Origin of the sequence: Baekduia alba (genome assembly GCF_028416635.1) — a bacterium.
GTDB classification, from domain to species: domain Bacteria; phylum Actinomycetota; class Thermoleophilia; order Solirubrobacterales; family Solirubrobacteraceae; genus Baekduia; species Baekduia alba.
Window position 1 is genome coordinate 3,102,797 of the sequence record NZ_CP114013.1, and the last position, 20,550, is coordinate 3,123,346.

The 20,550-nt window shown below is 72.8% G+C and carries 21 protein-coding genes; 10 read left to right on the top strand and 11 right to left on the bottom strand.

Annotated elements, in window-relative coordinates:
• The first annotated feature begins 1 nt into the window (after window position 1).
• Complete coding sequence (locus DSM104299_RS15615) at window positions 2-703, top strand: TVP38/TMEM64 family protein (protein ID WP_272472558.1); 702 nt, start codon at window positions 2-4, stop codon at window positions 701-703.
• Here the strand turns inward: DSM104299_RS15615 and DSM104299_RS15620 are convergent.
• Window positions 700-1,128, bottom strand: coding sequence for an RNA-binding S4 domain-containing protein (locus DSM104299_RS15620; protein ID WP_272472559.1), 429 nt, complete (start codon window positions 1,126-1,128; stop codon window positions 700-702). The genes DSM104299_RS15615 and DSM104299_RS15620 overlap by 4 nt on opposite strands.
• On the opposite strand from DSM104299_RS15620, the gene DSM104299_RS15625 reads away from it, so the two are divergent.
• Together DSM104299_RS15625 and DSM104299_RS15630 are read left to right on the top strand one after the other, a co-directional pair.
• On the top strand, window positions 1,127-1,777 hold the full coding sequence (locus DSM104299_RS15625; RefSeq protein WP_272472560.1) for an alpha/beta hydrolase family protein: 651 nt from the start codon (window positions 1,127-1,129) through the stop codon (window positions 1,775-1,777). The two genes, DSM104299_RS15620 and DSM104299_RS15625, sit on opposite strands and share 2 nt — an antisense overlap.
• Window positions 1,777-2,715 (top strand): Gfo/Idh/MocA family protein, encoded by a 939-nt coding sequence (locus DSM104299_RS15630; RefSeq protein ID WP_272472561.1) that lies wholly within the window; start codon window positions 1,777-1,779, stop codon window positions 2,713-2,715. The genes DSM104299_RS15625 and DSM104299_RS15630 overlap by 1 nt, the downstream gene beginning before the upstream one ends.
• On the opposite strand, the gene DSM104299_RS15635 is transcribed toward DSM104299_RS15630, so the two are convergent.
• From DSM104299_RS15635 to DSM104299_RS15645, 3 genes are all read right to left on the bottom strand, one after another.
• Window positions 2,712-3,137, bottom strand: coding sequence for an OsmC family protein (locus DSM104299_RS15635; RefSeq protein WP_272472562.1), 426 nt, complete (start codon window positions 3,135-3,137; stop codon window positions 2,712-2,714). The genes DSM104299_RS15630 and DSM104299_RS15635 overlap by 4 nt on opposite strands.
• Before the next feature lie 44 nt (window positions 3,138-3,181).
• Window positions 3,182-3,640 (bottom strand): SRPBCC family protein, encoded by a 459-nt coding sequence (locus DSM104299_RS15640; protein WP_272472563.1) that lies wholly within the window; start codon window positions 3,638-3,640, stop codon window positions 3,182-3,184.
• 87 nt (window positions 3,641-3,727) lie between these two features.
• A complete protein-coding gene (locus DSM104299_RS15645) occupies window positions 3,728-5,497 on the bottom strand; it encodes a DEAD/DEAH box helicase (protein WP_272472564.1) in 1,770 nt (589 codons plus the stop codon).
• Between the two features lie 44 nt (window positions 5,498-5,541).
• Here DSM104299_RS15645 and DSM104299_RS15650 point away from each other — a divergent pair, with 44 nt between their 5' ends.
• The 3 genes from DSM104299_RS15650 to DSM104299_RS15660 all read left to right on the top strand — a co-directional run bounded on the left by DSM104299_RS15650 (window position 5,542) and on the right by DSM104299_RS15660 (window position 7,714).
• Complete coding sequence (locus DSM104299_RS15650; RefSeq protein ID WP_272472565.1) at window positions 5,542-6,156, top strand: pyridoxamine 5'-phosphate oxidase family protein; 615 nt, start codon at window positions 5,542-5,544, stop codon at window positions 6,154-6,156.
• A gap of 287 nt (window positions 6,157-6,443) precedes the next feature.
• A complete protein-coding gene (locus DSM104299_RS15655) occupies window positions 6,444-7,100 on the top strand; it encodes an amidohydrolase family protein (RefSeq protein ID WP_272472566.1) in 657 nt (218 codons plus the stop codon).
• The gene (locus DSM104299_RS15660; protein WP_272472567.1) at window positions 7,064-7,714 is read left to right on the top strand and encodes an amidohydrolase family protein; all 651 of its coding nucleotides are present in this window, start codon (window positions 7,064-7,066) and stop codon (window positions 7,712-7,714) included. Before DSM104299_RS15655 ends, DSM104299_RS15660 begins: the two co-directional genes overlap by 37 nt.
• A 3-nt stretch (window positions 7,715-7,717) precedes the next feature.
• Here the strand turns inward: DSM104299_RS15660 and DSM104299_RS15665 are convergent, their stop codons facing one another.
• On the bottom strand, window positions 7,718-8,563 hold the full coding sequence (locus DSM104299_RS15665) for a sigma-70 family RNA polymerase sigma factor (protein ID WP_272472568.1): 846 nt from the start codon (window positions 8,561-8,563) through the stop codon (window positions 7,718-7,720).
• Between the two features lie 78 nt (window positions 8,564-8,641).
• On the opposite strand from DSM104299_RS15665, the gene DSM104299_RS15670 reads away from it, so the two are divergent.
• Window positions 8,642-9,118, top strand: coding sequence for a carboxymuconolactone decarboxylase family protein (locus tag DSM104299_RS15670; RefSeq protein ID WP_272472569.1), 477 nt, complete (start codon window positions 8,642-8,644; stop codon window positions 9,116-9,118).
• A 6-nt stretch (window positions 9,119-9,124) separates the two neighbouring features.
• On the opposite strand, the gene DSM104299_RS15675 is transcribed toward DSM104299_RS15670, so the two are convergent.
• From DSM104299_RS15675 to bglX, 5 genes are all read right to left on the bottom strand, one after another.
• Window positions 9,125-9,718 (bottom strand): TetR/AcrR family transcriptional regulator, encoded by a 594-nt coding sequence (locus tag DSM104299_RS15675; protein ID WP_272472570.1) that lies wholly within the window; start codon window positions 9,716-9,718, stop codon window positions 9,125-9,127.
• Window positions 9,715-11,064, bottom strand: a complete 1,350-nt coding sequence (locus DSM104299_RS15680; RefSeq protein WP_272472571.1) for a cytochrome P450 — start codon at window positions 11,062-11,064, stop codon at window positions 9,715-9,717. The genes DSM104299_RS15675 and DSM104299_RS15680 overlap by 4 nt, the downstream gene beginning before the upstream one ends.
• Window positions 11,065-11,070: 6 nt before the next feature.
• Window positions 11,071-11,895, bottom strand: coding sequence for an SDR family NAD(P)-dependent oxidoreductase (locus tag DSM104299_RS15685; RefSeq protein ID WP_272472572.1), 825 nt, complete (start codon window positions 11,893-11,895; stop codon window positions 11,071-11,073).
• Between the two features lie 90 nt (window positions 11,896-11,985).
• Window positions 11,986-13,203 carry a formaldehyde dehydrogenase, glutathione-independent gene (gene fdhA, locus DSM104299_RS15690; protein ID WP_272472573.1) on the bottom strand — a complete coding sequence of 406 codons (1,218 nt, stop codon included), beginning with the start codon at window positions 13,201-13,203 and terminating at the stop codon, window positions 11,986-11,988.
• 74 nt (window positions 13,204-13,277) lie between these two features.
• Window positions 13,278-15,596, bottom strand: a complete 2,319-nt coding sequence (bglX, locus tag DSM104299_RS15695) for a beta-glucosidase BglX (protein WP_272472574.1) — start codon at window positions 15,594-15,596, stop codon at window positions 13,278-13,280.
• Between the two features lie 159 nt (window positions 15,597-15,755).
• Between bglX and DSM104299_RS15700 the strand changes: the two genes are divergently transcribed.
• The 3 genes from DSM104299_RS15700 to DSM104299_RS15710 all read left to right on the top strand — a co-directional run bounded on the left by DSM104299_RS15700 (window position 15,756) and on the right by DSM104299_RS15710 (window position 19,302).
• Window positions 15,756-16,106 carry a hypothetical protein gene (locus DSM104299_RS15700; RefSeq protein WP_272472575.1) on the top strand — a complete coding sequence of 117 codons (351 nt, stop codon included), beginning with the start codon at window positions 15,756-15,758 and terminating at the stop codon, window positions 16,104-16,106.
• Between the two features lie 138 nt (window positions 16,107-16,244).
• Window positions 16,245-17,714 carry an aldehyde dehydrogenase family protein gene (locus DSM104299_RS15705; protein WP_272472576.1) on the top strand — a complete coding sequence of 490 codons (1,470 nt, stop codon included), beginning with the start codon at window positions 16,245-16,247 and terminating at the stop codon, window positions 17,712-17,714.
• A gap of 94 nt (window positions 17,715-17,808) precedes the next feature.
• The gene (locus tag DSM104299_RS15710) at window positions 17,809-19,302 is read left to right on the top strand and encodes a calcium-binding protein (protein WP_272472577.1); all 1,494 of its coding nucleotides are present in this window, start codon (window positions 17,809-17,811) and stop codon (window positions 19,300-19,302) included.
• Here DSM104299_RS15710 and DSM104299_RS15715 read toward each other — a convergent pair.
• Complete coding sequence (locus DSM104299_RS15715; protein ID WP_272472578.1) at window positions 19,299-20,522, bottom strand: hypothetical protein; 1,224 nt, start codon at window positions 20,520-20,522, stop codon at window positions 19,299-19,301. The two genes, DSM104299_RS15710 and DSM104299_RS15715, sit on opposite strands and share 4 nt — an antisense overlap.
• Window positions 20,523-20,550: the final 28 nt, after the last annotated feature.

Below are 20,550 nucleotides of genomic sequence, written 5' to 3' on the forward strand. Positions count from 1 at the left end.
CGTGCTGACCCGCCGCTGGGTGCAGGTCGTGGCCGCGGCGGCGGGCGTCGCGCTGCTGGCCGCGCTGTGCCTGCTCGTGCACCCGCTGCGCGAGGCGATCGGCCATGCGGCGAGCGGCGACACGACCGCGCTGCGCGAGCAGCTGCGCGGGACGGGCGTGGCGGGCGTCCTGTTGTTGTACGGGTTGATGCTCGCCCACATCGTGGTGCTGTTCCCGGCCGAGATCACCAACATGGTCGCGGGCTTCACCTACGGGATCCCGCTCGGCATCCTGATCTGCGCGACGGGCTGGTTCCTGTCGGCGCTCGGGACCTACGCGCTCGGCGTCATCGCCGGCCGGCCGGTCATCGAGAAGCTCGCGGGCCGGGAGCGCGTGCAGACCGCCGAGCGCATGATGGAGCGCGGCGGCTGGCCGTTCCTGCTGATCGTGCGCCTGCTGCCGTTCGTGCCGTTCAGCCTCGTCGGCTACCTCGCCGGCGCGACGCGCGTCCCGCTGCTGCGCTTCGCGTGGACGAGCGCCATCGGGGCGATCCCGCTGATCGCGCTGGCCGTCGTCCTCGGCTCGCGGCTGGAGCACTTCTCGATCACCGACCCGCTCGTCTGGGGGTCGCTGGTCGGCTTCGCCCTGCTCATCGGGTTGGGCCATCCGGTCGGCCGCCGCTGGCAGCGCCGCGCGCGGCCCGTGGAGGAGACGGTCGGTTAGCCCTTGCGGTCGCGGCGCTTGTCGCGCTCGGTCTCGAAGCGGCGGCGATCGCGCTTGGTCGGCCGGCCGCCGCGGTCGTAGTAGCTCGGCGCCTGGGCCATCGCTTGGGCTTCCAGGCGGCGCTGCTCGGCGTAAGCCTCGCGGCCGGCCTTGGACTCCGCGGTCTCGTCGTAGAGCAGCTGGGCCAGCGCCGCCGGGCCGCGGCGCTCGGCGGTGGCCTTGACCACCACGGTGACCTTGACCGGGCCGGAGGAGAGCTCCAGCCGGTCGCCCGGACCGACGTCCTTGCTCGGCTTCACGCCGCGGCCGTTGATGTGGACGCGGCCGCCCTTGACCGCCTCGGCCCCGAGCTGGCGCGTCTTGACCAGGCGCGCGGCCCACAGCCACTTGTCGACGCGCACGGGTTCGGAGGACGGCTGCTGCATGGCCTCCATCCTGGCACCATCGGGCGCGATGGCAGACGACGAGGTGATCGAGATCGCGACGCCGCACGGCCCGGCGCGCGCGCACGTCGCGCGGGCCGCGGACGAGCGCGCCGCGCTGCTGATCGGCCACGGCGCCGGCGGCGGCGTCACGGCGCCCGACATCGTCGCGGCGCGCGGCGCGGCGCTGGCGGCCGGCGTCGGCGTCGCGCGGATCGAGCAGCCCTACCGCGTCGCGGGCCGGCGGTCGGTCGCGCCGACCCACCAGCTCGACGCGGCGTGGCTGGCGGTGCACGCGGCGCTGTGCGCGGCGGCGGACGCGCCGTTCGCCGGCCTGCCGGTGCTCTCTGGCGGGCGCTCGTCCGGCGCGCGCGTCGCCTGCCGCACGGCGACCGAGACCGGCGTCGCCGGCGTGCTGTGCCTCGCGTTCCCCCTCCACCCGCCCGGCCGCGCGGACAAGACGCGCCTGCCCGAGCTGCAGCTGGTCAAGGTCCCCGTGTTGATCGTCCAGGGCGAGCGCGATCCGTTCGGCATGCCGCCGCGCGGCCGCCGCCGCAAGGTGGTCGTCGTGCCCGGCGACCACAGCCTCAAGTCCGGGGTCAAGCAGGTCGCGCCCGCCGTCGCCGCCTGGCTGGCGAAGGTGCTCGGCTGATGCGCTGGGGCCTGCTGTCGACCGCGCGGATCAACCGCTCCATCCTGGGTGCGGGCAACGCGGACGTCGTCGCGGTGGCGTCGCGCGACGGCGCGCGGGCCCGGGCCTACGCCGACGAGCACGGGATCGCGACGGCGCACGGGTCCTATGAGGCGCTGCTCGCCGACCCCGAGGTCGACATCGTGTACGTGTCGCTGCCCAACAGCCTGCACCTGCCGTGGGCGACGCGCGCGCTGGAGGCCGGCAAGCACGTGCTGTGCGAGAAGCCGCTGGCGCGCCGGGCTGCCGAGGTCGAGGCGGCGTTCGACCTGGCGCAGGCGCGTGGGCTCGTCCTCACCGAGGGCTTCATGTGGCGCCACCACCCGCAGGTCGCGCGAACGCGGCAGCTGATCGCCGAGGGCACGATCGGCGCCGTGCGGCTGATCCGCAGCGACTTCGCGTTCGGACTCACCGACATGGCCGACCCGCGCGCGCGGCGCGCCATGGGCGGCGGTGCCCTGATGGACCTCGGCTGCTACTGCGTCTCGGCCGCGCGGACGTTCGCCGGCGGCGAGCCGATCGCCGCGCAGGCCCAGCGCGTGGAGGGCGGCGACGGCGTCGACGTCGCGCTCACCGGGCTGCTCGCCTTCGAGGACGACATCCTGGCGGCGCTGGACTGCGCGTTCGTCGGGCCGCCGCGCAACGCGCTGGAGATCCTGGGCGACGCAGGCCGGCTGCGCCTCCCGGACCCGTGGCACGCGCGCGACGCCGTCATCGAGGTGCAAGACGCCGGCGGCGCGGTCGAGCGGATCGCGCTCGACCCCGTCAACCACTACGCCCTGCAGGTCGCCGACGTCGAGGCGGCCGCCCGGGGCGAGCGGCCGCCGCTGCTGGGCCGGGCCGACGCCGTCGGCCAGGCCCGCGCGATCGAGCTGCTCTACGCCGCGGCCGGCGGCTAACTCGCCAGCGACGCCTCAAGCGTGATGTCCGGCACGCCCGTGAGCGCCTTGCTCACCGGGCAGCCGGCCTTGGCCGCCTCGGCCTGCTCGACGAACGTCGCCTCGTCGATGCCCGGCACGACGCCGACCGTCGTCAGCTTGATCGCGGTGATCGTCGGCGCTCCGTCGACCAGGCGCAGCGTCACGACCGCGTCGGTGTCGACCGAGTCGACCGGCGTGCCGGCCTCGGCCAGGGCGTTGGACAGCGCCATCGAGAAGCACGACGCGTGCGCCGCCGCGATGAGCTGCTCCGGGTTCGCGCCCGGACCGTCCTCGAAGCGCGACTTGTAGGAGTACTGGCCGGAGATGTCCTCGCCGGCGGTGAACGTCCCGCTGCCGCCCTTCAGATCGCCCTTCCACTGCGCGTGGCCCTTGCTCGGCATTGCGGTCCTCCTGCTCGTTCGGGATCGGTGTCTCGCTCGCGACCCTACCCCGCACCCCGCATCGCCAGAACGTCGATCGCCTGCAGCGTCTGCGGGACCCGGCGCGTTTGGATCCGGCGCAGCGCGATCCGGTCGAGCAAGCGCCCGAGCGCGCCCAGCGCCGGCCGGTACTGGACGGCCAGCGTCAGCCAGGTGCCGCCCAGCCCGTCGGAGGCCAGCTCGAAGACGCGGTCGTACTTCACCGCGAGCGGCGCGCTCTCGGCGCGGTGGACCTGGCGGCGCGGCGGGTCGAAGTCGATGATCCGCCAGCGCGAGGAGACGACGACCGGCGCGAGCAGCCGGCTGCGCTCGTCGTAGGCGGCGCCGAGCCCGGCCGGACGGTCGACGCGCCGGACGGCGCGCATCCACCCGCCCCACTCGACGTACCGCTCGACCTCGCCCAGCACCTGCCAGACCTCACGCGGGCTGGCGGCGATCCGCCGCCGATCCCGTACCTCGGCCACGTCAATCCTCCTGACCGTGCACGACTCCTCCTCAATGCGACGCGGTGGAACCTATCAGGGGCGGCGGCGCGGGCGCGCGGATCGGCCTCAGGAGCGCCGCCGCGCGCCCGGACCGCCGAAGCGCTCGCGGCGCACGGTCGTCTTCTTGCCCTTGATCGAACGGCCGCGCAGCGCGGAGACGACGTGGTCGGCCGCGGCCTCCGGCACCTCGACGAGCGAGAAGCGGTCGGCGATCTCGATCGCCCCGATCTGGCGGCCGTTCAGCCCGGCCTCGTTGGCGATCGCGCCGACGAGGTCCTGCGGCCGGATGCCGCGCTCGCGGCCGGCGCCGACGAACAGCCGGGTCATGCCCTCGGCGGGCGCGCCGTCGCGGCGGCGCGGCGGGCGGCGGTCGCCGTGGTCGGCGTGGTCGGGCCGGGCCGGGCGGCCGGGGCGGTCCGGGCGGCCGGGCCGCTCGGGGCGGTCGCGGTCGCGCGGTCGCTCGCGCGGGGCCGTGAAGTCCGGGATGTCGGGCTCGTCCTCGGCGTCGCGCCCGGCGGCCTGGTGCGCCATGCGCACGGCCGCCAGCGCGACCTCCTCGAGGCCGTGCTCCTCGGCCAGCGACTCGACGACGACGCGGTAGGCGTCCAGGTCGGCGCCGTCGCCGGACAGCGCCTCGGCGAGCGCCTCACGCGTCGCCTCCAGCCGGCGGACGCGCAGGTCGGCGAGCGTCGGCAGCTTCTCGATCGCGATCGGCTGGCGCGTCACGCGCTCGATCGCCTTGAGCATGCGGTGCTCGCGGGGCTGGGCGAAGGTGATCGCGACGCCCTCGCGGCCCGCGCGGCCGACGCGGCCGATGCGGTGCACGTAGGCCTCGGGCGCGGCCGGGACGTCATAGTTGACGACGTGCGACAGGGAGTCCACGTCCAGGCCGCGAGCGGCGACGTCGGTGGCCACCAGCAGCTCGGTCGTCCCGGCCTTCAGGCGGCCGATCGCGCGCGTGCGCTGGTCCTGGCTCATGCCGCCGTGCAGCGCCTCGGCGCGGTAGCCGCGGCCGTTGAGCGTCTCGGTCAGCGTGTCGACCTCGTCGCGCGTGCGGCAGAAGACGATGGTGGCGGTCGGCTCCTCGTGGTCGAGGACGCGGCCGAGCGCCGCCGGCTTGTGCGCGCGCGGGACGACGAACGCGCGCTGGCGCACCTTCGGCGCCTCGCCCGGCGCGTGGCGCTCGCCGCCGAGCTGGATGCGGACCGGGTCGGTGAGATGCGCGCCGACGATGCGCGCGATGCGCGGCGGCATCGTGGCCGAGAAGAGGACGGTCTGGCGGTCGGCGGACGTGTCGGAGAGGATCGCCTCGATGTCCTCGGCGAAGCCCATGTCGAGCATCTCGTCGGCCTCGTCCAAGATGATGGTCTCGAACGTCGCGGGCCTGAGCGTGCGGCGGCGGATGTGGTCCAGCGCGCGGCCGGGCGTGGCGACGACGACGTCGACCCCGCGCTCGAGCGCCTTGAGCTGGCGGACGATCGGGGCGCCGCCGTAGATCGGCAGCGTGCGGATCCCGAGGTCGCGGCCGTAGCGGTGCACGGCCTCGGCGACCTGGGTGGCGAGCTCGCGCGTCGGGACGAGCACCAGCGCGCGCGGGGGCGCTGAGCCGGCCCCCTTGCCGAGGCGGTGCAGGAGCGGAAGGGCGAAGGCGGCGGTCTTGCCGGTGCCGGTCGCGGCCTGGCCGAGGAGGTCGCGGCCCTCGAGCAGCGGCGGGATCGCGGCGCGCTGGATCGGCGTGGGCTCCTCGTAGCCGAGGGCGGCGAGCGCGCCGACGAGCTCGTCGGCGAGGGCCAGGTCCGCGAAGCCGACGGCGTCGTCGGACGTCTCTGAAGTCATGTGGGGCTTGAGGCTAGCGGTGACGCGCCTTCTACCGTGTGCGGATGGGCCGGATCTACCAGGAGATCGACGACAAGCTGGCGGCGTGGATCGCCAGGCAGCCGCTCTACTTCGTCGGGACCGCGCCGTTGGATGCCGACGGCCACGTCAACGTCTCCCCGAAGGGCCCGATCGGAACGCTGCGCGTGACCGGCCCGCGCGAGGTCGCCTACCTCGACCTCGTCGGCAGCGGCGCCGAGACCGCCGCGCACCTCCAGGAGAACGGCCGCATCGTGATCATGCTGTGCGCCTTCGAGGGCGCGCCGCGCATCCTGCGCCTGCACGGTCGCGGCGAGGTGATCTGGGCCGAGGACGCGGCCTTCGAGCCCCTGCGCGCGGCGCTGGCCTTCGACGAGCCAGAGGTCGACGCGACCCGCCGCGCGATCGTCCGCGTCACGGTCACCCGCATCGCCGACGCCTGCGGCTTCGGCGTGCCGCTGATGGACCACATCGACTCCCGCGCCAACGCGACGAAGTGGGCCCACGGCAAGCTCCGCAAGGACGGCCCCGACGCGATGGACATCTACAAGACGACCAAGAACACCACGTCGATCGACGGCCTCCCGGCCTGGCCGGGGGCGGTCGTCGGAGGCGACGACGGTGGATCGGTGTCCGCATGAGACACCCAATCACCGCCGACCTGTTCGTTCGCCTCCGAACCCTCCCCCGAGGCGCCCCCAAGCCCCGATCCCGTGAAGGTGTGTGAAGACGGACGGCCTTCTGGTCACTGGTTCGCTATCCGTAGAACCAGTGACCTCCGCCACGTTGGTCCGCGAGCGGCCGAGGCTGCGGAAGCGGATCCCTGCGCCACAGCTTCCCTTCGCCCTCCTGGCCCTCGCGCTGGGCGGCTTCGCCATCGGCACGACCGAGTTCGTCGCCATGGGGTTGCTGCCGCAGATCGCGCGCGGTGTGGACATCTCGATCCCGACCGCTCAGCGGCGAGCTGATCGCCGAGGCCGCCGGCGGCGGCCCCGCGGTGCTGACGTTCATCGACTTCCACACCGCGCTCGCGACGCCACGCGCGCTGGAGCTGGCGGGCGTCGTCGGCCCGCGCACGTTCTCCGAGCACGCCGAGATCGTGGTCGACGGGGCGGGCGCGCCGACCGGCGAGCTGCGCGAGCGCGGCGCGATGGACATCGTGCACGGCGCGATGCCGGCGCTGAGCGCCGCCGAGCGCTACGCGATCCAGGCCGACCAGCTCAAGCGCTTCGCGGCGACCGGCATCACCGGGCTGCACGGCATGGACGGCACGCTGGAGACGCTCGACGTCCTGCGCGAGCTGGAGGCCAACGGCGACCTGGCCACGCGCATGGTCATGCCGTTCTGGTCGCAGCCCGACACGCCCGAGGAGACCTGGGCGGAGTACGCGCGCCACCGCACCGAGAAGGGCGAGCGCTGGCGCATGGGCGTCGCCAAGCGCTTCATCGACGGCGTGATCGACACCGGCACCGGCTGGCTGTTCGAGCCCGACTCCGAGGGCGACGGCCTCTCGCCGTTCTGGCCGACATCGACAAGTACTTCCGCGCCGTGGACTTCTTGGCCAACGAGGGCTTCCAGATCGTGACCCACGCCACCGGCGACCGCGGCGTCCACGAGGCGCTCAACGCCTACAAGAAGTCCGGCGCGGCGGCCGGCGTCCGGCACCGCATCGAGCACATCGAGACGCTGCAGCCGACCGACCTGCCGCGCTTCGCGGCCGAGGGCGTCATCGCCTCGATGCAGCCCCAGCGCATGATGTGGGTGGAGCCCGACCGCAGCGACAACTGGTCCAGGCGCCTGGGCGCCGAGCGCTGCGACCGCGCGTTCCCGCTGCGCGACATCCTGGAGACCGGCGCGACCGTCACGCTCGGCTCCGACTGGCCGGTCGCGCGCTACGACTGGCGCGAGGGCATGGCCGCCGCGCAGCTGCGCCGGGCGCCCGGCCACCCCGACCGCGCGCCCTACGACGACCAGGTCGTCGACGCGCTCACCGCGCTGCACGGCTACACCTCGCAGCTGGCGCTGACCGTCGGCGACCAGGACCGCCTCGGCAAGCTCGAGCCCGGCTTCCTGGCCGACATCACCGTCATGGGCGAGGACCCGGTCGTGGTCGCGCCCGACGACCTCATGGCCAACCCGGTCGTGCTGACCGTGGTCGGCGGCGAGGTCGTCTTCCGCGGGTCGACCCTGGAGAGCTAGCGGCTACGGCGCGGGCGGCAGCTGCAGCGTCGCGAGGCGCTCCGGGTCGAACAGGCCGTCGATGGCGACGATGCGCGCGTCCGCGATCGTGAAGCGCATGACGCTGACGGCGACGCCGGCCTCGTAGGCGACGAAGCCCGCCGAGCCGTCGACGATCGCGGGGACGGCGATGCGCTCCGAGATCGCGATCGACCGGGCGCTGCTCGCGACCGCGTGGGCGCCGTTGAGGACGCGCAGCGCGCCGCCGCCGTCGCCGCGCAGGACGACGTCGGGGTCCAAGACCCTCAACAGCCCCTCGAAGTCGCCGCCGCGCGCCGCGGCCAGGAACGCGTCGACGACTTGGCGGTCGGCGGCCGCCTCGGCGTCAGCGTCGACGCCCTGCACGCGGCGGCGGGCGCGGCTGGCCAGCTGGCGCGCCGCGGCCGGCGAGCGGTCGACGATCCGGGCGACGTCCTCGAACGGCACCGCGAACAGGTCGTGCAGGACGAACGCCAGCCGCTCGGCGGGCTGCAGCTGCTCCAGCACCACGAGCAGCGCGACGCCGACCGCGTCGGCCATCAGGGCCTCCTGCTCCGGGCCCTCCGTGTCGACGATCGCGACGACCGGGTCCGGCACGCGGCCCTCCTCGAGCGCGTCCTCGCGGCGGCGCTTGCGCGCGTCGAGCATCGTCAGGCACACGCGCGAGACGACCGTCGTCAGCCAGCCGCCCATGTTCTCGACGGTGCTGGTGTCGGCCCGGTCGACGCGGATCCACGCCTCCTGCAACGCGTCGTCGGCCTCGGCCCGGGAGCCCAGCATCCGGTAGGCCACGGCCTGCAGGTGGGGTCGGTGCGCCTCGAACTGGTCCATCTCGTCACATCCTCGCGATTGCGTCGGTCACCGCAGTGACCGACGTTCGACGACCGATGTGACAGGAGCAAGAACACCATGTCCAACACCACGACCTCCCGCATGACCAACCCCGCCGTGACCCTCGAAGGCGCGATGGACGCGCTGCAGGGGCTCTCGAAGTCCGTCAGCCGCGCGCGGGTCGGGATCAACCTCGACCTCGTCCGCCTGCGCGCCAGCCAGATCAACGCCTGCAGCTGGTGCGTGGACATGCACAGCAAGGCCGCCCGCAAGGCCGGCGAGAGCGACGAGCGGCTGATCGCGGTCAGCGCCTGGCGCGAGACGCCGTACTTCAGCGACCCCGAGCGCGCGGCGCTGGCGCTCACCGAGGCCCTGACCCGGATCGCCGACGGCGCCGACCAGATCTCCGACGCGCTGTGGGCCGAGTGCTCCGAGCACTTCGACGCCGATCAGCTCGGCGGGCTGATCCTCGAGATCAGCCACATCAACCTCTGGAACCGCCTCAACGTCGCGACCCGCCAGATGGTCGTGGTCGACGAGCAGTCCTGGGGCTAGACCCGGCTAGTTCATCGTCATCCGGCGCAGGACGTCGCCCGCGACGTCCTGCAGCTCGGTGAGGTCGCGGCCCTGGTCGAGGGCCGCGATCACGAGGTCGCGGAAGCCGCCGGTGATGATCGTCGCGACCTCGAGCGGCAGCGGGCGCAGCGTCGGGTCGTGCTGGCGCGCCTCCTCGACCAGGAGCATGATCTGGCGCGCCCAGCGCTCGTTGACGTCGCGGACGCGGGCCATGCCCTCGGCGCTGAGCGACGGCGTCTCCTGGATGCAGGCGCGCGTGAGCACGGGCTCGGCGGCGATCGCGCCGAGGTAGGCGGCGACCGCGCGGTCGACCCGATCGACATAGGGGCCTTCGCCGGTCGCGGCGTCGGCGATCGTCTCCAGCAGCGCGGCGGTGACGATGTCGAAGAGCGCCAGGAAGCAGGCGTCGCGATCGGGGAAGTGCTGGTAGAACGTCCGGCGCGAGGTGTGGGCGTGGCGGACGACCTCGGCGACCGTCACGGGCTTGAGCTCGCCGCGCTCGCGGATCGCCTCGGCCATTCCGACGAGCAGACGCTCGCGGAACCCGCCCTGCAGCGGGAGCGGGAGCGCCGCGCTCACGCGGCCGCCGCCACCTCCGGCGCCCGCGCGGCCCGCGCCGGGCGGCGCGTCACGCGCGCCATGCCGCCACCCGCCGGGCTCCACGCCACGCCCTTGAACTTCCACGGCTCGTCGGGCTCCGCGGTCGGCGCGAACGCCACGCGCTCGAGGATCACGCGCAGCACGACGTCGAGCTCCATGTGCGCGAACGTCGCGCCGATGCAGCGCCGCCGGCCGCCGCCGAACGGGATCCACGAGTACGTTCCCGGCCGGGCGTCCATGAACCGGTCCGGGTTGAACACGTCGGGGCGCTCGAACAGGTTGGGGTCGTAATGCGTCAGCCCGGCGCTCAGACCGATCAGGCGGCCCTGGGGGATCCGGTAGCCGCCGACCTCGAACGGCTTGATCGTGTGCCGGCCGGCGAAGGAGATCACCGGGCGCTGGCGCTGGACCTCCAGGATCGTCGCGTCGCGCAGCGCCTTGCCGCCCTCGTCGACCTCCGCGACCAGACGGGCGAGGACGTCGGGGTTGCGGCGCAGCCGCTCGACCGCCCAGCTCAGCGTGTGCGCGGTCGTCTCGTGGCCGGCGGCGAGCATCGTGACGAGCTGGTCGCGGATCTCGGCGTTGGCCAGCGGGCTGCCGTCCTCGCGCCGCGCCTGGACCATCAGGGCAAGGACATCGGGTCGCTCGGCCAGGTCGGGAGCGTTCTTGGTGTCCTCGATCAGCGTGTCGAGGATCGCGTCGACGCGGGCGCGCAGCGCCAGGAAGCGCCCCCAGGGGCTGAAGCGCCCCCAGTCCTTCTGGATCTGCGGGAAGCGCGAGAGGTGCTGGCCCTGCTCGGTCCACGGCGGCAGCAGCTCCTCGAGCTCGCGCAGCCGCGCGCCCTCGGCGCCGAAGACCGCGCGCAGGATCGCGCGCAGCGTGATGCGCTGCATCGACTTGGCGGTCGGGAACTCGACGCCGACCGGCCACGTCTCCACCTCCGCGATCGCGATCTCCTCGATCAGCGGCTCGTAGGCCTTCATGCGCGCGCCCTTGAACGGGGGCAGCAGGAGCTTGCGCTGCTCCATGTGATGGTCCTCGTCGATGCCGAGCAGCGAGTTGTCGCCCAAGACGCGACGCAGCGGGCTGCGCGAACCCGCGTGCAGGACCGTGGGATCGGCCTGGAACGTGTGCTTGATGAGGTCCGGCTCGGCCAGGACGACCATCGGCCCGAGGCCGAGGACGTCGATGGAGAACATGTTCCCGTAGCGCCGGCGCAGGCGCTCGAGGTACGGGCGCTGGCGGGTCAGCATGCCGAGCGTCTGGACCGGCATCGGGGTCCGCGGGCCGGGCGGGACGCCGTCGATGATCGTGTCGGTGGACATGAGCGTCTACCCCCTTCTGATGAGCCCTTCGAGGCGCTCGATGATGTCGTAGTACCGGGTCGGGGCGAGGCGGACCAGGAGGTCCAGGAAGACGGCGTCGGGACCGACCCGGATGCGCGCCTTCTGCTGCTCGATGCCCTCGTGGATGATCTTGGCGGCCTTCTCGGGCGAGGTCCGCGCGATCGTGGCGAACTCACGCGCGGCGTCGTCGACGTCGGAGAACTCGCCGCGGTAGTCGGCGCGGAAGCGCGCGTTGGCCACGATGTTGGTCTTGACGCCGCCGGGATGGACGACGGCCGCGCGCACGCCGGTGCCGCGCAGCTCCTGGCGCAGCGCCTCGGTGTATCCGCGGACCGCGAACTTCGACGCGCAGTAGGCCGACTGGTGCGGGAAGCCGACGAGGCCGAAGACGCTCGACGTGTTGACGATGACGCCGGCGCGCTGCTCGAGCAGGATCGGCAGGAACGACGTCACGCCGTTCATCACGCCGCGGAAGTTCACGTCGAAGACCCACTCGTCGTCCTCGGGCGACGCGTCGGCGACGCCCTGCAGCACGGTCACGCCCGCGTTGTTGAAGACGAGCCCGAGCGGCTGGGGCGCCCACTCCTTGACGGCGGCGGCGAAGGCCATCACGCCCTGGCGGTCGCGGACGTCGAGCTTGCGGACCAGGACCGGCCCCGCGATCGAGGCGGCCGTCTCCTCCAGGCCGTCCTCGTTCCAATCGGCAAGCGCGACCGGGCAGCCGTGGGCGGCCAGCCGCCGCGCCGTCGCCTGCCCGATCCCGGAACCCGCACCGGTGATCACCGCCGTCTGCCCGTTGATGGTGCTCATGCGCTCCGTCGTTCTCGCGACCCGCTGGTACACGCACGTACCAGCCTTGGCAGAGCATTAGGATACCGATCGGTATGTGAATGTCCAGGGCTACGCGGCGATCACCCCGTTCGGGTCCAGCACGAACTTGCGAGCGACGCCGGAGTCGAAGTCCTTGTAGCCCCTCGGCGCCTCGTCCAGCGTGATCACCGTCGCGTTCACGGCCTTCGCGATCTGCGCGCGGTCGTGCAGGATGGCCATCATCAACCCGCGGTGGTAGCGCATCACCGGGCACTGGCCGGTCGTGAAGCTCAGCGACTTCGCCCAGCCGGTGCCGAGGCTCAGCGACAGCGAGCCCTGCTGCGCGGCCTCCTCGGCGGCGCCCGGGTCCGCGGTCACGTACAGGCCCGGGATGCCCATCGCGCCCGCCGCGCGCGTGACGTCCATCAGCGCGTTGAGGACCGTGGCGGGCGCCTCGGCCGCGTCGGCGCCGTGGCCGCGTGCCTCGAACCCGACGCAGTCCACGCCGCAGTCGACCTCGGGCACGCCGAGCAGCTGCTCGATCTGGTCGCGCGGCTCGCCCTTGGTGATGTCCACCGTCTCGCACCCGAACGAGCGGGCCTGGTCCAGGCGCTCCGGGATCGCGTCGCCGACGACCACGACCGCCGCGCCGAGCAGCTGCGCCGAGTGCGCCGCGGCCAGGCCGACCGGTCCCGCGCCCGCGATGTAGACCGTCGAGCCGGTCGTCACCCCCGCCGTGACGCAGCCGTGGTAGCCGGTCGGGAAGATGTCGGACAACATCGTCAGGTCCAGGATCTTCTCCAGGGCCTGGTCCTTGTCGGGGAACTTGAGCAGGTTCCAGTCCGCGTAGGGCACCAGGACGTAGTTCGCCTGCCCGCCGACCCACCCGCCCATGTCGACGTAGCCGTACGCCGAGCCCGGCCGGTCCGGGTTGGTGTTCTCGCACACGCCGGTGTCGCCGTGCTTGCAGTTGCGGCAGCGCCCGCAGGCGATGTTGAACGGGACCGAGCAGAGGTCACCCTCCCTGATGAACTCGACCCCGGGCCCGACCTCGATCACCTCCCCCGTGATCTCGTGCCCCAGCACCAGCCCGGCCGGCGCGGTCGTGCGCCCGCGCACCATGTGCTGGTCCGAGCCGCAGATGTTCGTCGAGACGATCTTGAGGATCGCCCCATGCGGGGTCTTGCGCCCCACGTTGTCGGGATGGACGCCCGGCCCATCCTTCAGCTCGAGCTCCGGGAAGCCGATGTCCTGCACCTCGACCTTCCCCGGCTCGAGGTAGATCACGCCGCGGTTCTTGTCAGACATGGACTCGGGGTCCCCGCATCGGGGACCCCGGTCCAACACACCGTCCGGCGGTCGTTCCCGCCTGGACGTCCGGCTCAGCGCCGACCGAAGCCGGTCACCTGGAACGAGTCGGTCAGGTCGGCCTTCGACGAGTCGCCGGCGAAGACGTCGATCTCGCCCGGCTCGACCACGAACTTGCCCGAGTTGTCGTAGAACCCGACGTCGCTGGCGTCCAGCCGGAACGTCACGGTCTTCTTCTCGCCGGCGCCCAGCGTCACGCGCTGGAAGCCGCGCAGGCGGCGGACCGGCTGCGACAGCGACGCGACCGGGTCGTGGATGTAGAGCTGCACCACGTCGTCACCCGCTCGGCTGCCCGTGTTCTGCACGTCGGCCGAGACCTGCACGCTGCCGTTGCGCGCCTGCATCGTCTTGCTCGACAGCACCAGGTTGTCGATCTTGAACGTGGTGTAGGACAACCCGAAGCCGAACGGGAACAGCGGGTCGCAGGTCTTCAGGTCCCGGTAGCGCGAGTTGTACTTCGACGTGGCGTCGCAGGGACGGCCCGTCGGCTCGTGGTTGTAGTAGATCGGGACCTGGCCGACCGACTGCGGGAACGACACCGGCAGCTTGCCGCCGGGGTTGACCTTGCCGAACAGGACATCGGCGACGGCGTTGCCGGCCTCGATGCCCGGGAACCACGCCTCCACGATCGCGGACGAGTTGTCCACCACCTTGCCGAGCGTGAGCGGACGGCTGTTGAACAGCACGACCGTGACGGGCTTGCCGGTGGCCTTGACGGCCTCCAGCAGGTCCTGCTGCTTGCCGGGCAGGTCGAGGACGCTGCGGACCTCGGCCTCGCCGCCCTGGCCGCGAACCTCGCCGAGCGCGAGCACGACCTGGTCGGCTGCCTTGGCCGCCGCGACCGCGGCGTCGAAGCCGCTGGCGTCCGGGCACTCGTTGGCGGGGTCGTAGAGGTCGGCGTCGACCATCTTGCAGCCCTCGGTGAACGTGGCGCTCGGGTTCTGGGCCTTGATGCCGGTGAAGACGCTCACCGCGTCCTCGTCCTTGCCCTGGCCCCACCACGGACCGAGCATGTCGTGCTGGTCGTCGCCGAGCGGGCCGATGACGGCCGTCGACTTCGCGGGGTCGAGCGGCAGTGCGTTGTCGTCGTTCTTGAGCAGGACCATCGACTTGCCCGCCGCGGCGCGCGCCTTGTCGCGATCGGCCGGCTGCAACGTGCGCTCGGCGATCTTGGTCTGGTCGGCGTACGGGTGGTCGAAGAGGCCGGCGCGGAACTTGACGCGCAGGATCCGGCGCACCGCGTCATCGAGGCGGCGCATCGAGATCTGACCGGTCGACAGCAGGTTCTTGCCGTTGTCGCGGATGTTGGTGGACACCATCTCGGAGTCGGTGCCGGCGTTCAGCGCCAGCGCGCCGGCCGACGGGCCGTCCGCCGCGACGCCGTGGCCGCACGGGCCCTCGTCCGGGTTCTTCGGCGGGCACGCGCGCAGCTCGGCGACCGCGGTGTAGTCGCTCTCGATGAAGCCGTCGAAGCCCCACTCGTCCTTGAGGATGTCGGTCTCGACGTGCGGGTTGGCGCAGCCGGGCTGCCCGTTGATCGAGTTGAACGAGCACATGGCCGTGTCGGCGCCGGCGTCGACCGCGGCCTTGAACGGCGGCAGCACGAGGTTGCGCAGCGTGCGCTCGCTCATGTCGGTGGTGTTGTAGTCGCGCCCGCCCTCGGCCAGGCCGTAGCCCGCGAGGTGCTTGACGGAGGTGACGACCTTGTCGTCGGCGCTGTAGTCGTTGCCCTGGCCGGCGCGCACCTTCGACGCGGCCATGACCGAGCCGAGGTACGGGTCCTCGCCCGAGCCCTCGACGATGCGGCCCCAGCGCGGCTCGTGCGAGACGTCGACCATCGGCGCGTAGATCTGCTTGATGCCGACCGCCGCGGACTCGCGCGCGGAGATCGTGAAGTCGTCGGTGGCGACCGTGGGGTCGAAGGACGACGCCTCGGCCAGCGGCACCGGGAACGTCGTGCGGTAGCCGTGGATCGTGTCGTAGGCGAAGAGGATCGGGATGTGCAGCCGCGACTGCTCGACCGCGACGTGCTGGAAGTGGTCGATCTTCGCCGGGTCGGTCAGGCTGAACACCCCGCCCACGCCGGCCTTCGCGTCGGCGTCGGTGATCTGCCCGTCGCTCAGCAGCTGGACCTGCTGCAGCTTCTCGTCGACCGTCATCTGGCGCACGAGCTTGTCGACCTTGCGCTCGATGTCGCGGTTGGCCGGCTGACGCGTGACCGCGAGGTCCTGGTCGTCCCCCGCTCCGGTGCCGGCGATCACCGCCCCGGCGCCCGTCGACGTGGCCGCGACGACCGCAAACGCGATCGCGAACTTCCGTCCCCTGCGTCCCATGTTGCCTCTCCTGCAAGTGGTTGGACCCGCGGCACTGGTCCCCCGCACCGGACCGCGCGAAACATGGGTTCGAGCAGGTTGTACGCGCCGGTTTGGGGCGCATTGACGCGGGATACCACCCGTCCACCAGCCGTTCTGACCGCTGAGGAGCCACGCCTGATGATGCACCGTCGAAGGGCCGTCTCGCTCGCCGTCGCCGGCGTCGCCGGCACGTCGGTCGCCGGCGCGACCGACACCAACGCCGCGGCCGCCGCGACCGGCAAGTTCCGCGCCGGGCTGCGCAGCTACAAGACGGCGCTGGTGCCGATCAAGACGCAGACGGCGAGCGCCGCGTCGGGCAAGAAGCAGATGCTCACGGCGATCCGCGAGTTCGACCTCGGCCTCGTCCAGCACCAGAAGCTGCTGGACCAGGTGAACGCCGGCGCCGACAAGAGCTCGCTGAAGGCGACGTTCGTCACGCTCAACCAGCGCATCAAGGCCGTTGCCGCCGACGAGGCCGCCGCCCGGTAGACGCTCGGACTCACCCAGTAGCGAGTGGCGCTAAGCGTTCGGCGGCGTCGGGATCGGGGTCGGCCGCAGGATGTATGCAAGGTGGGGAAGTGTGTGATAGTTGGAGCAGGTTGGACGACCAAGGCGAAGGAGTGTGAGATGAGCACCGTGAGCGCTGCGCAGCAGCCGCTGTTGATCGGCGGGGAGTGGGTCGGCGCCGTGGAGGGGCGGACGTTCGCGAAGGCCGATCCGTTCACCGGCGACGTGGTGACCGAGGCCGCGGCGGCGTCGGTGGCCGATGCGACGCGGGCAGCGGAGGCTGCGGGTGCGGCGTTTGCGGGCTGGGCGGCGACGCCGGCCGCTGAGCGTGCGCGTCTGCTGGAGGCCTCTGCCGATCTGCTGGCCGAGCGTGCGACGGAGATCGCGCAGACGATGACCGCCGAGTGCGGCTCGACGTTCGGGTGGGGCATGTTCAACTGCACGCTGGCCGCGGGCATGCTGCGCCACGCCGCGAGCCTGGCCGGCGACGTCGAAGCCGAGCAGGACATCCACTCCCACGTCCCGGGCCTGCACGCCAAGGCCGTGCGCCAACCGGTCGGCGTCGTCGTCGGCATAGCACCGTGGAACGCCCCGGTCATCCTCGCCGCCCGTGCGGTGGCCACGCCACTGGCCTTCGGCAACACGGTGGTCCTCAAGGCCTCGGAGGAATGCCCGCGCACCCACGCCGCGATCGCCAAGGCGATCGACGATGCCGGGGTGCCGGCCGGGGTCATCAACCTGATCACCAACCAGCCCGAGGACGCCGCCACGGTGGTCGAGGCGCTGATCGCCCACCCGGCGGTCAAGCGCATCAACTTCACCGGCAGCACGAAGGTCGGGAGGATCATCGCCCAGAAGGCCGCCGCGCACCTGAAGCGCACGCTGCTCGAACTGGGCGGCAAGGCCCCGCTGGTCGTCCTGGCCGACGCCGACCTCGACCAGGCCGCCGCGGCGGCGAACTTCGGCGCCTTCATGAACGCCGGCCAGATCTGCATGAGCACCGAACGGATCGTCGCCGACCGCACCATCGCCGAAGACCTCGCCCAGCGACTCGTCACCCGCGCCGAGGGCCTGACCGTCGGCGACCCCCGCGACCCCGCCACCATGATCGGCCCCGTCGTCAACGCCCGCGCGGCGCAGCGGGTCGCCGAGCTGCTCGAGGACGCCAAGGCCAAGGGCGCCCGCGTCCTGACCGGCGGCGAGCCTGACGGCCTGCTGCTCACCCCCACGATCGTCGCCGACGTCACCCCCGCCATGCGCATCTACGCCGAAGAGTCCTTCGGCCCCATCGTCGCCCTCATCGCCGTGGACGACCAGGACCAAGCCATCGCCACCGCCAACGACACCGAATACGGCCTCTCCGCCGCCGTCTTCGGCCAAGACGCCAACAACGCCGAAGCCGTCGCCCGCCAGATCCAATCGGGCATCTGCCACATCAACGGCGCCACCGTCCACGACGAGCCCCAAATGCCCTTCGGCGGCACCAAGCACTCCGGCTGGGGCCGCTTCGGCGGCGACGCCGCGCTGGACGAGTTCACCGAGCTGCGCTGGCTCACCACCCAAGACGGCACCCGCCAGTACCCCATCTAGACCCCCACGGCGCGGGGTGCGGGCAACCGCACCCCGCGCGGTCTTAGGGGGTCCCCCAATGCGAGGCGGACGCCGGGCGGCGACAGTGGCCGCCATGCGCTCTCCCCTCCTCATCTCCGCTTGCGCGGCAGCCCTCGCGATCCTCCCCGCCACGGCCGGCGCCGCGACCATCACCTCGGACGGCAGCGGCACCTACACCTACAACGCCGCGCCGGGCGAGGACAACGACATGAGCCTCCAGGCCCCGGAGTCCGGTGGCGTGCTCTTCTACGCCAACGCGGGCGTCACGGTCACCTCGGCACCGGCCAGTTGCACGGACGCCTGGGGCGACGGCGACTGGTCGAGAGTCATCTGCACCGACCCCAAGGGGCTCGTCATCAACGCAGGCGACGGCGACGAGTGGATCACGACGGACTCCAGCGAGATGAAGATCCCAACCACCGTCGACGGCGGCCCCGGCGCGGACCGGCTCGACGGCGACGACGGTGCCGAGACCCTGATCGGAGGCCCCGGCAACGACCGCCTCGACGGCCGCAAGGGCGATGACCTCCTCGACGGCGGCGACGGCGACGACGAGCTCACCGGCTACGCGGGCAGCGACACGCTGAACGGCGGCGCGGGCAATGACCTCCTGCATCCCGACTACCACGAGGAGCCGGCCGCCGACGCCGTCGACGGTGGCCCCGGCATCGACACGATCGACAGCGACTACTCCTCGCGGTTCCGCGACAGCACGCTGCCGGTCGGCCTGAGCTTCACGATGGCGGGCGGCGCCGACGACGGCCGGCCGGGCGAGAGCGACGACATCCGCAACGTCGAGCGCCTCATGCTCGCCGAGAGCCCGCGCTACGTCGGCACCGAGGGCAACGACTTCGTCAAGGTCGCGCAGTCCACGAACGCCGGGAGCCTGGTCGGGCTCGGCGGCGACGACGACCTCAGCGGCGCCGACGGCATGGAGACGATCGACGGCGGCCCGGGCAACGACCGCGTGATCGGCGGCTTCAACGACGACGTCCTGACCGGCGGCCCCGGCCGCGACCAGATCATCGGCGATCTTCCGACCGGCGACTGCGGACCGATCTGGTGCAAGTACCCCTTCGGCAACGACACCATCAACGCCGTCGACGGCGAGGTCGACACGATCAGCTGCGGCTTCGGCACCGACGTCGTCAACGCCGACGCGGCCGACGTGGTCGACCGCGACTGCGAGACCATCAGCCGCGCCGGCGCGGCGCCCGCCCCGGGCACCCCCAGCGGCAAGGCCAACACCAACGGCAAGACCATCAACAAGACCGGCGCCACCGCCAGGGCCGCGCTCGCAGGCAAGGTCACGATCGCCAAGGCGCTGAAGTCGGGCTTCGCGCTCGAGGTCAGCGGCGCCCAGGCCGGCACCACGCTGAAGCTCAGCGCGACGCGGACCGGCAAGGTCGTCGCCCGCGGCAGCGCCAAGGTCGCCAAGGCCGGCACCGCGACGGTCAAGCTGCGCTTCACGGCCAAGGCCAAGCGCGCGCTGCGCCACGCCAAGACCCTCAAGTTGAAGGTCTCCGGCGGCGGCGTGACCACCACGATCACGCTGAAGCGCCGCTAGGCCTTCCTGCCGGCGCCGGTGCCGGCGCCGGCGGCGGGATCGGGTCCGCCCGGTCCCGCCGTGCCGACGGCGTCGAGCACGCCTTGGGCCTGCTTGTCGACCAGGCCGGTGACGGCCTGCTGGGCCGCGCCGAAGACCACCGCCCAGGCGAGGATCTGCTCCGAGGTGTCCAGCGCGCTGAGGCCCGGGACGAACCCGCCGCGCATCAGCAGCAGGCCGAGCACGGCGCTCAGCGCGCCGGTCGGGAGCTTGAGGACCGCGAGCGCGATCGGCAGCGAGTACGGCGTCGAGGTCCCGCTCATCCCGCGCAGCGCGACGGCGGCGGCGACGGCCGCGGCGACCAGGCCGACGAGCTCGACGACCGCGACGTCCCAGCCCTCGGCGGTGTCGCGGATCTTCTCGTCCATCAGATGCGCCTCTTGGGCCTGCGCCACGGTCGTCTCCCCGACCACCTGCGGCACCGACGGCGGCGGCACGACCGGCGTCCCGGTCGTGGTCGGGCAGACCGCGGTGTCGACCGGCGTGAAGCACAGCGGCAGCAGCGACGGCCGAATCGCGGTCGCGACGGTCAGGCCCGCGACGCACAGCGCGAGCGCCAGCGCCGTGGAGAGCAGGACGTTGCGGAAGCTGCGCACGCGCGTGACCTGCTTGCGCGTCTCGTTGACCGCCGCGCGGTAGATCGAGGCGATCTTCTCGCGCTCGACCTCGGGCAGCGCGGCGTCGGCGGTCCCGGCGACGCGGCGCAGCTCGACGGTCCGGGCGTCGTCGGCGCCGAGCGCGGCCTCGGTCTGGGCGACGAGCGCCGGCAGCTGAGCGACGACGTAGGCGGGCGAGGAGATCCGCAGCAGGCAGACCTCGGCGGCGTCGAGCTGGCTGCTGGCACGCTCCACCGACGCGCCCCACAGCGCGGCGAGCCGGTGCTCGGCCCAGCCGACGTTCTCGCCGGTCGCGGCCTGCTCGGCGGCCGCGACGTGTGCGTAGATCTCGCCGAGCAGCTCGTCGCGCCGCGGCGTCGACGTGCCGTGCTCGGCGACGTCGCGGGCGCGACCGCGCAGCTCCGAGGCCCGCGTCAGCGCGCTCTCGCGCCACGGCGTCGCGGTCGGCGGCGGCGGCCCGGGCGGGTCGCCCGCCCGCGGGATCGCGCGCGTCTGCCAGAAGTGCCGCCGCGGGGCGAGCGGCGGCAACGAGGTCGGTCGCGTGGTGTCGGCGGCGTCGGACATGGGCTCGGCGGTCCCCTGCGCGCTCGCA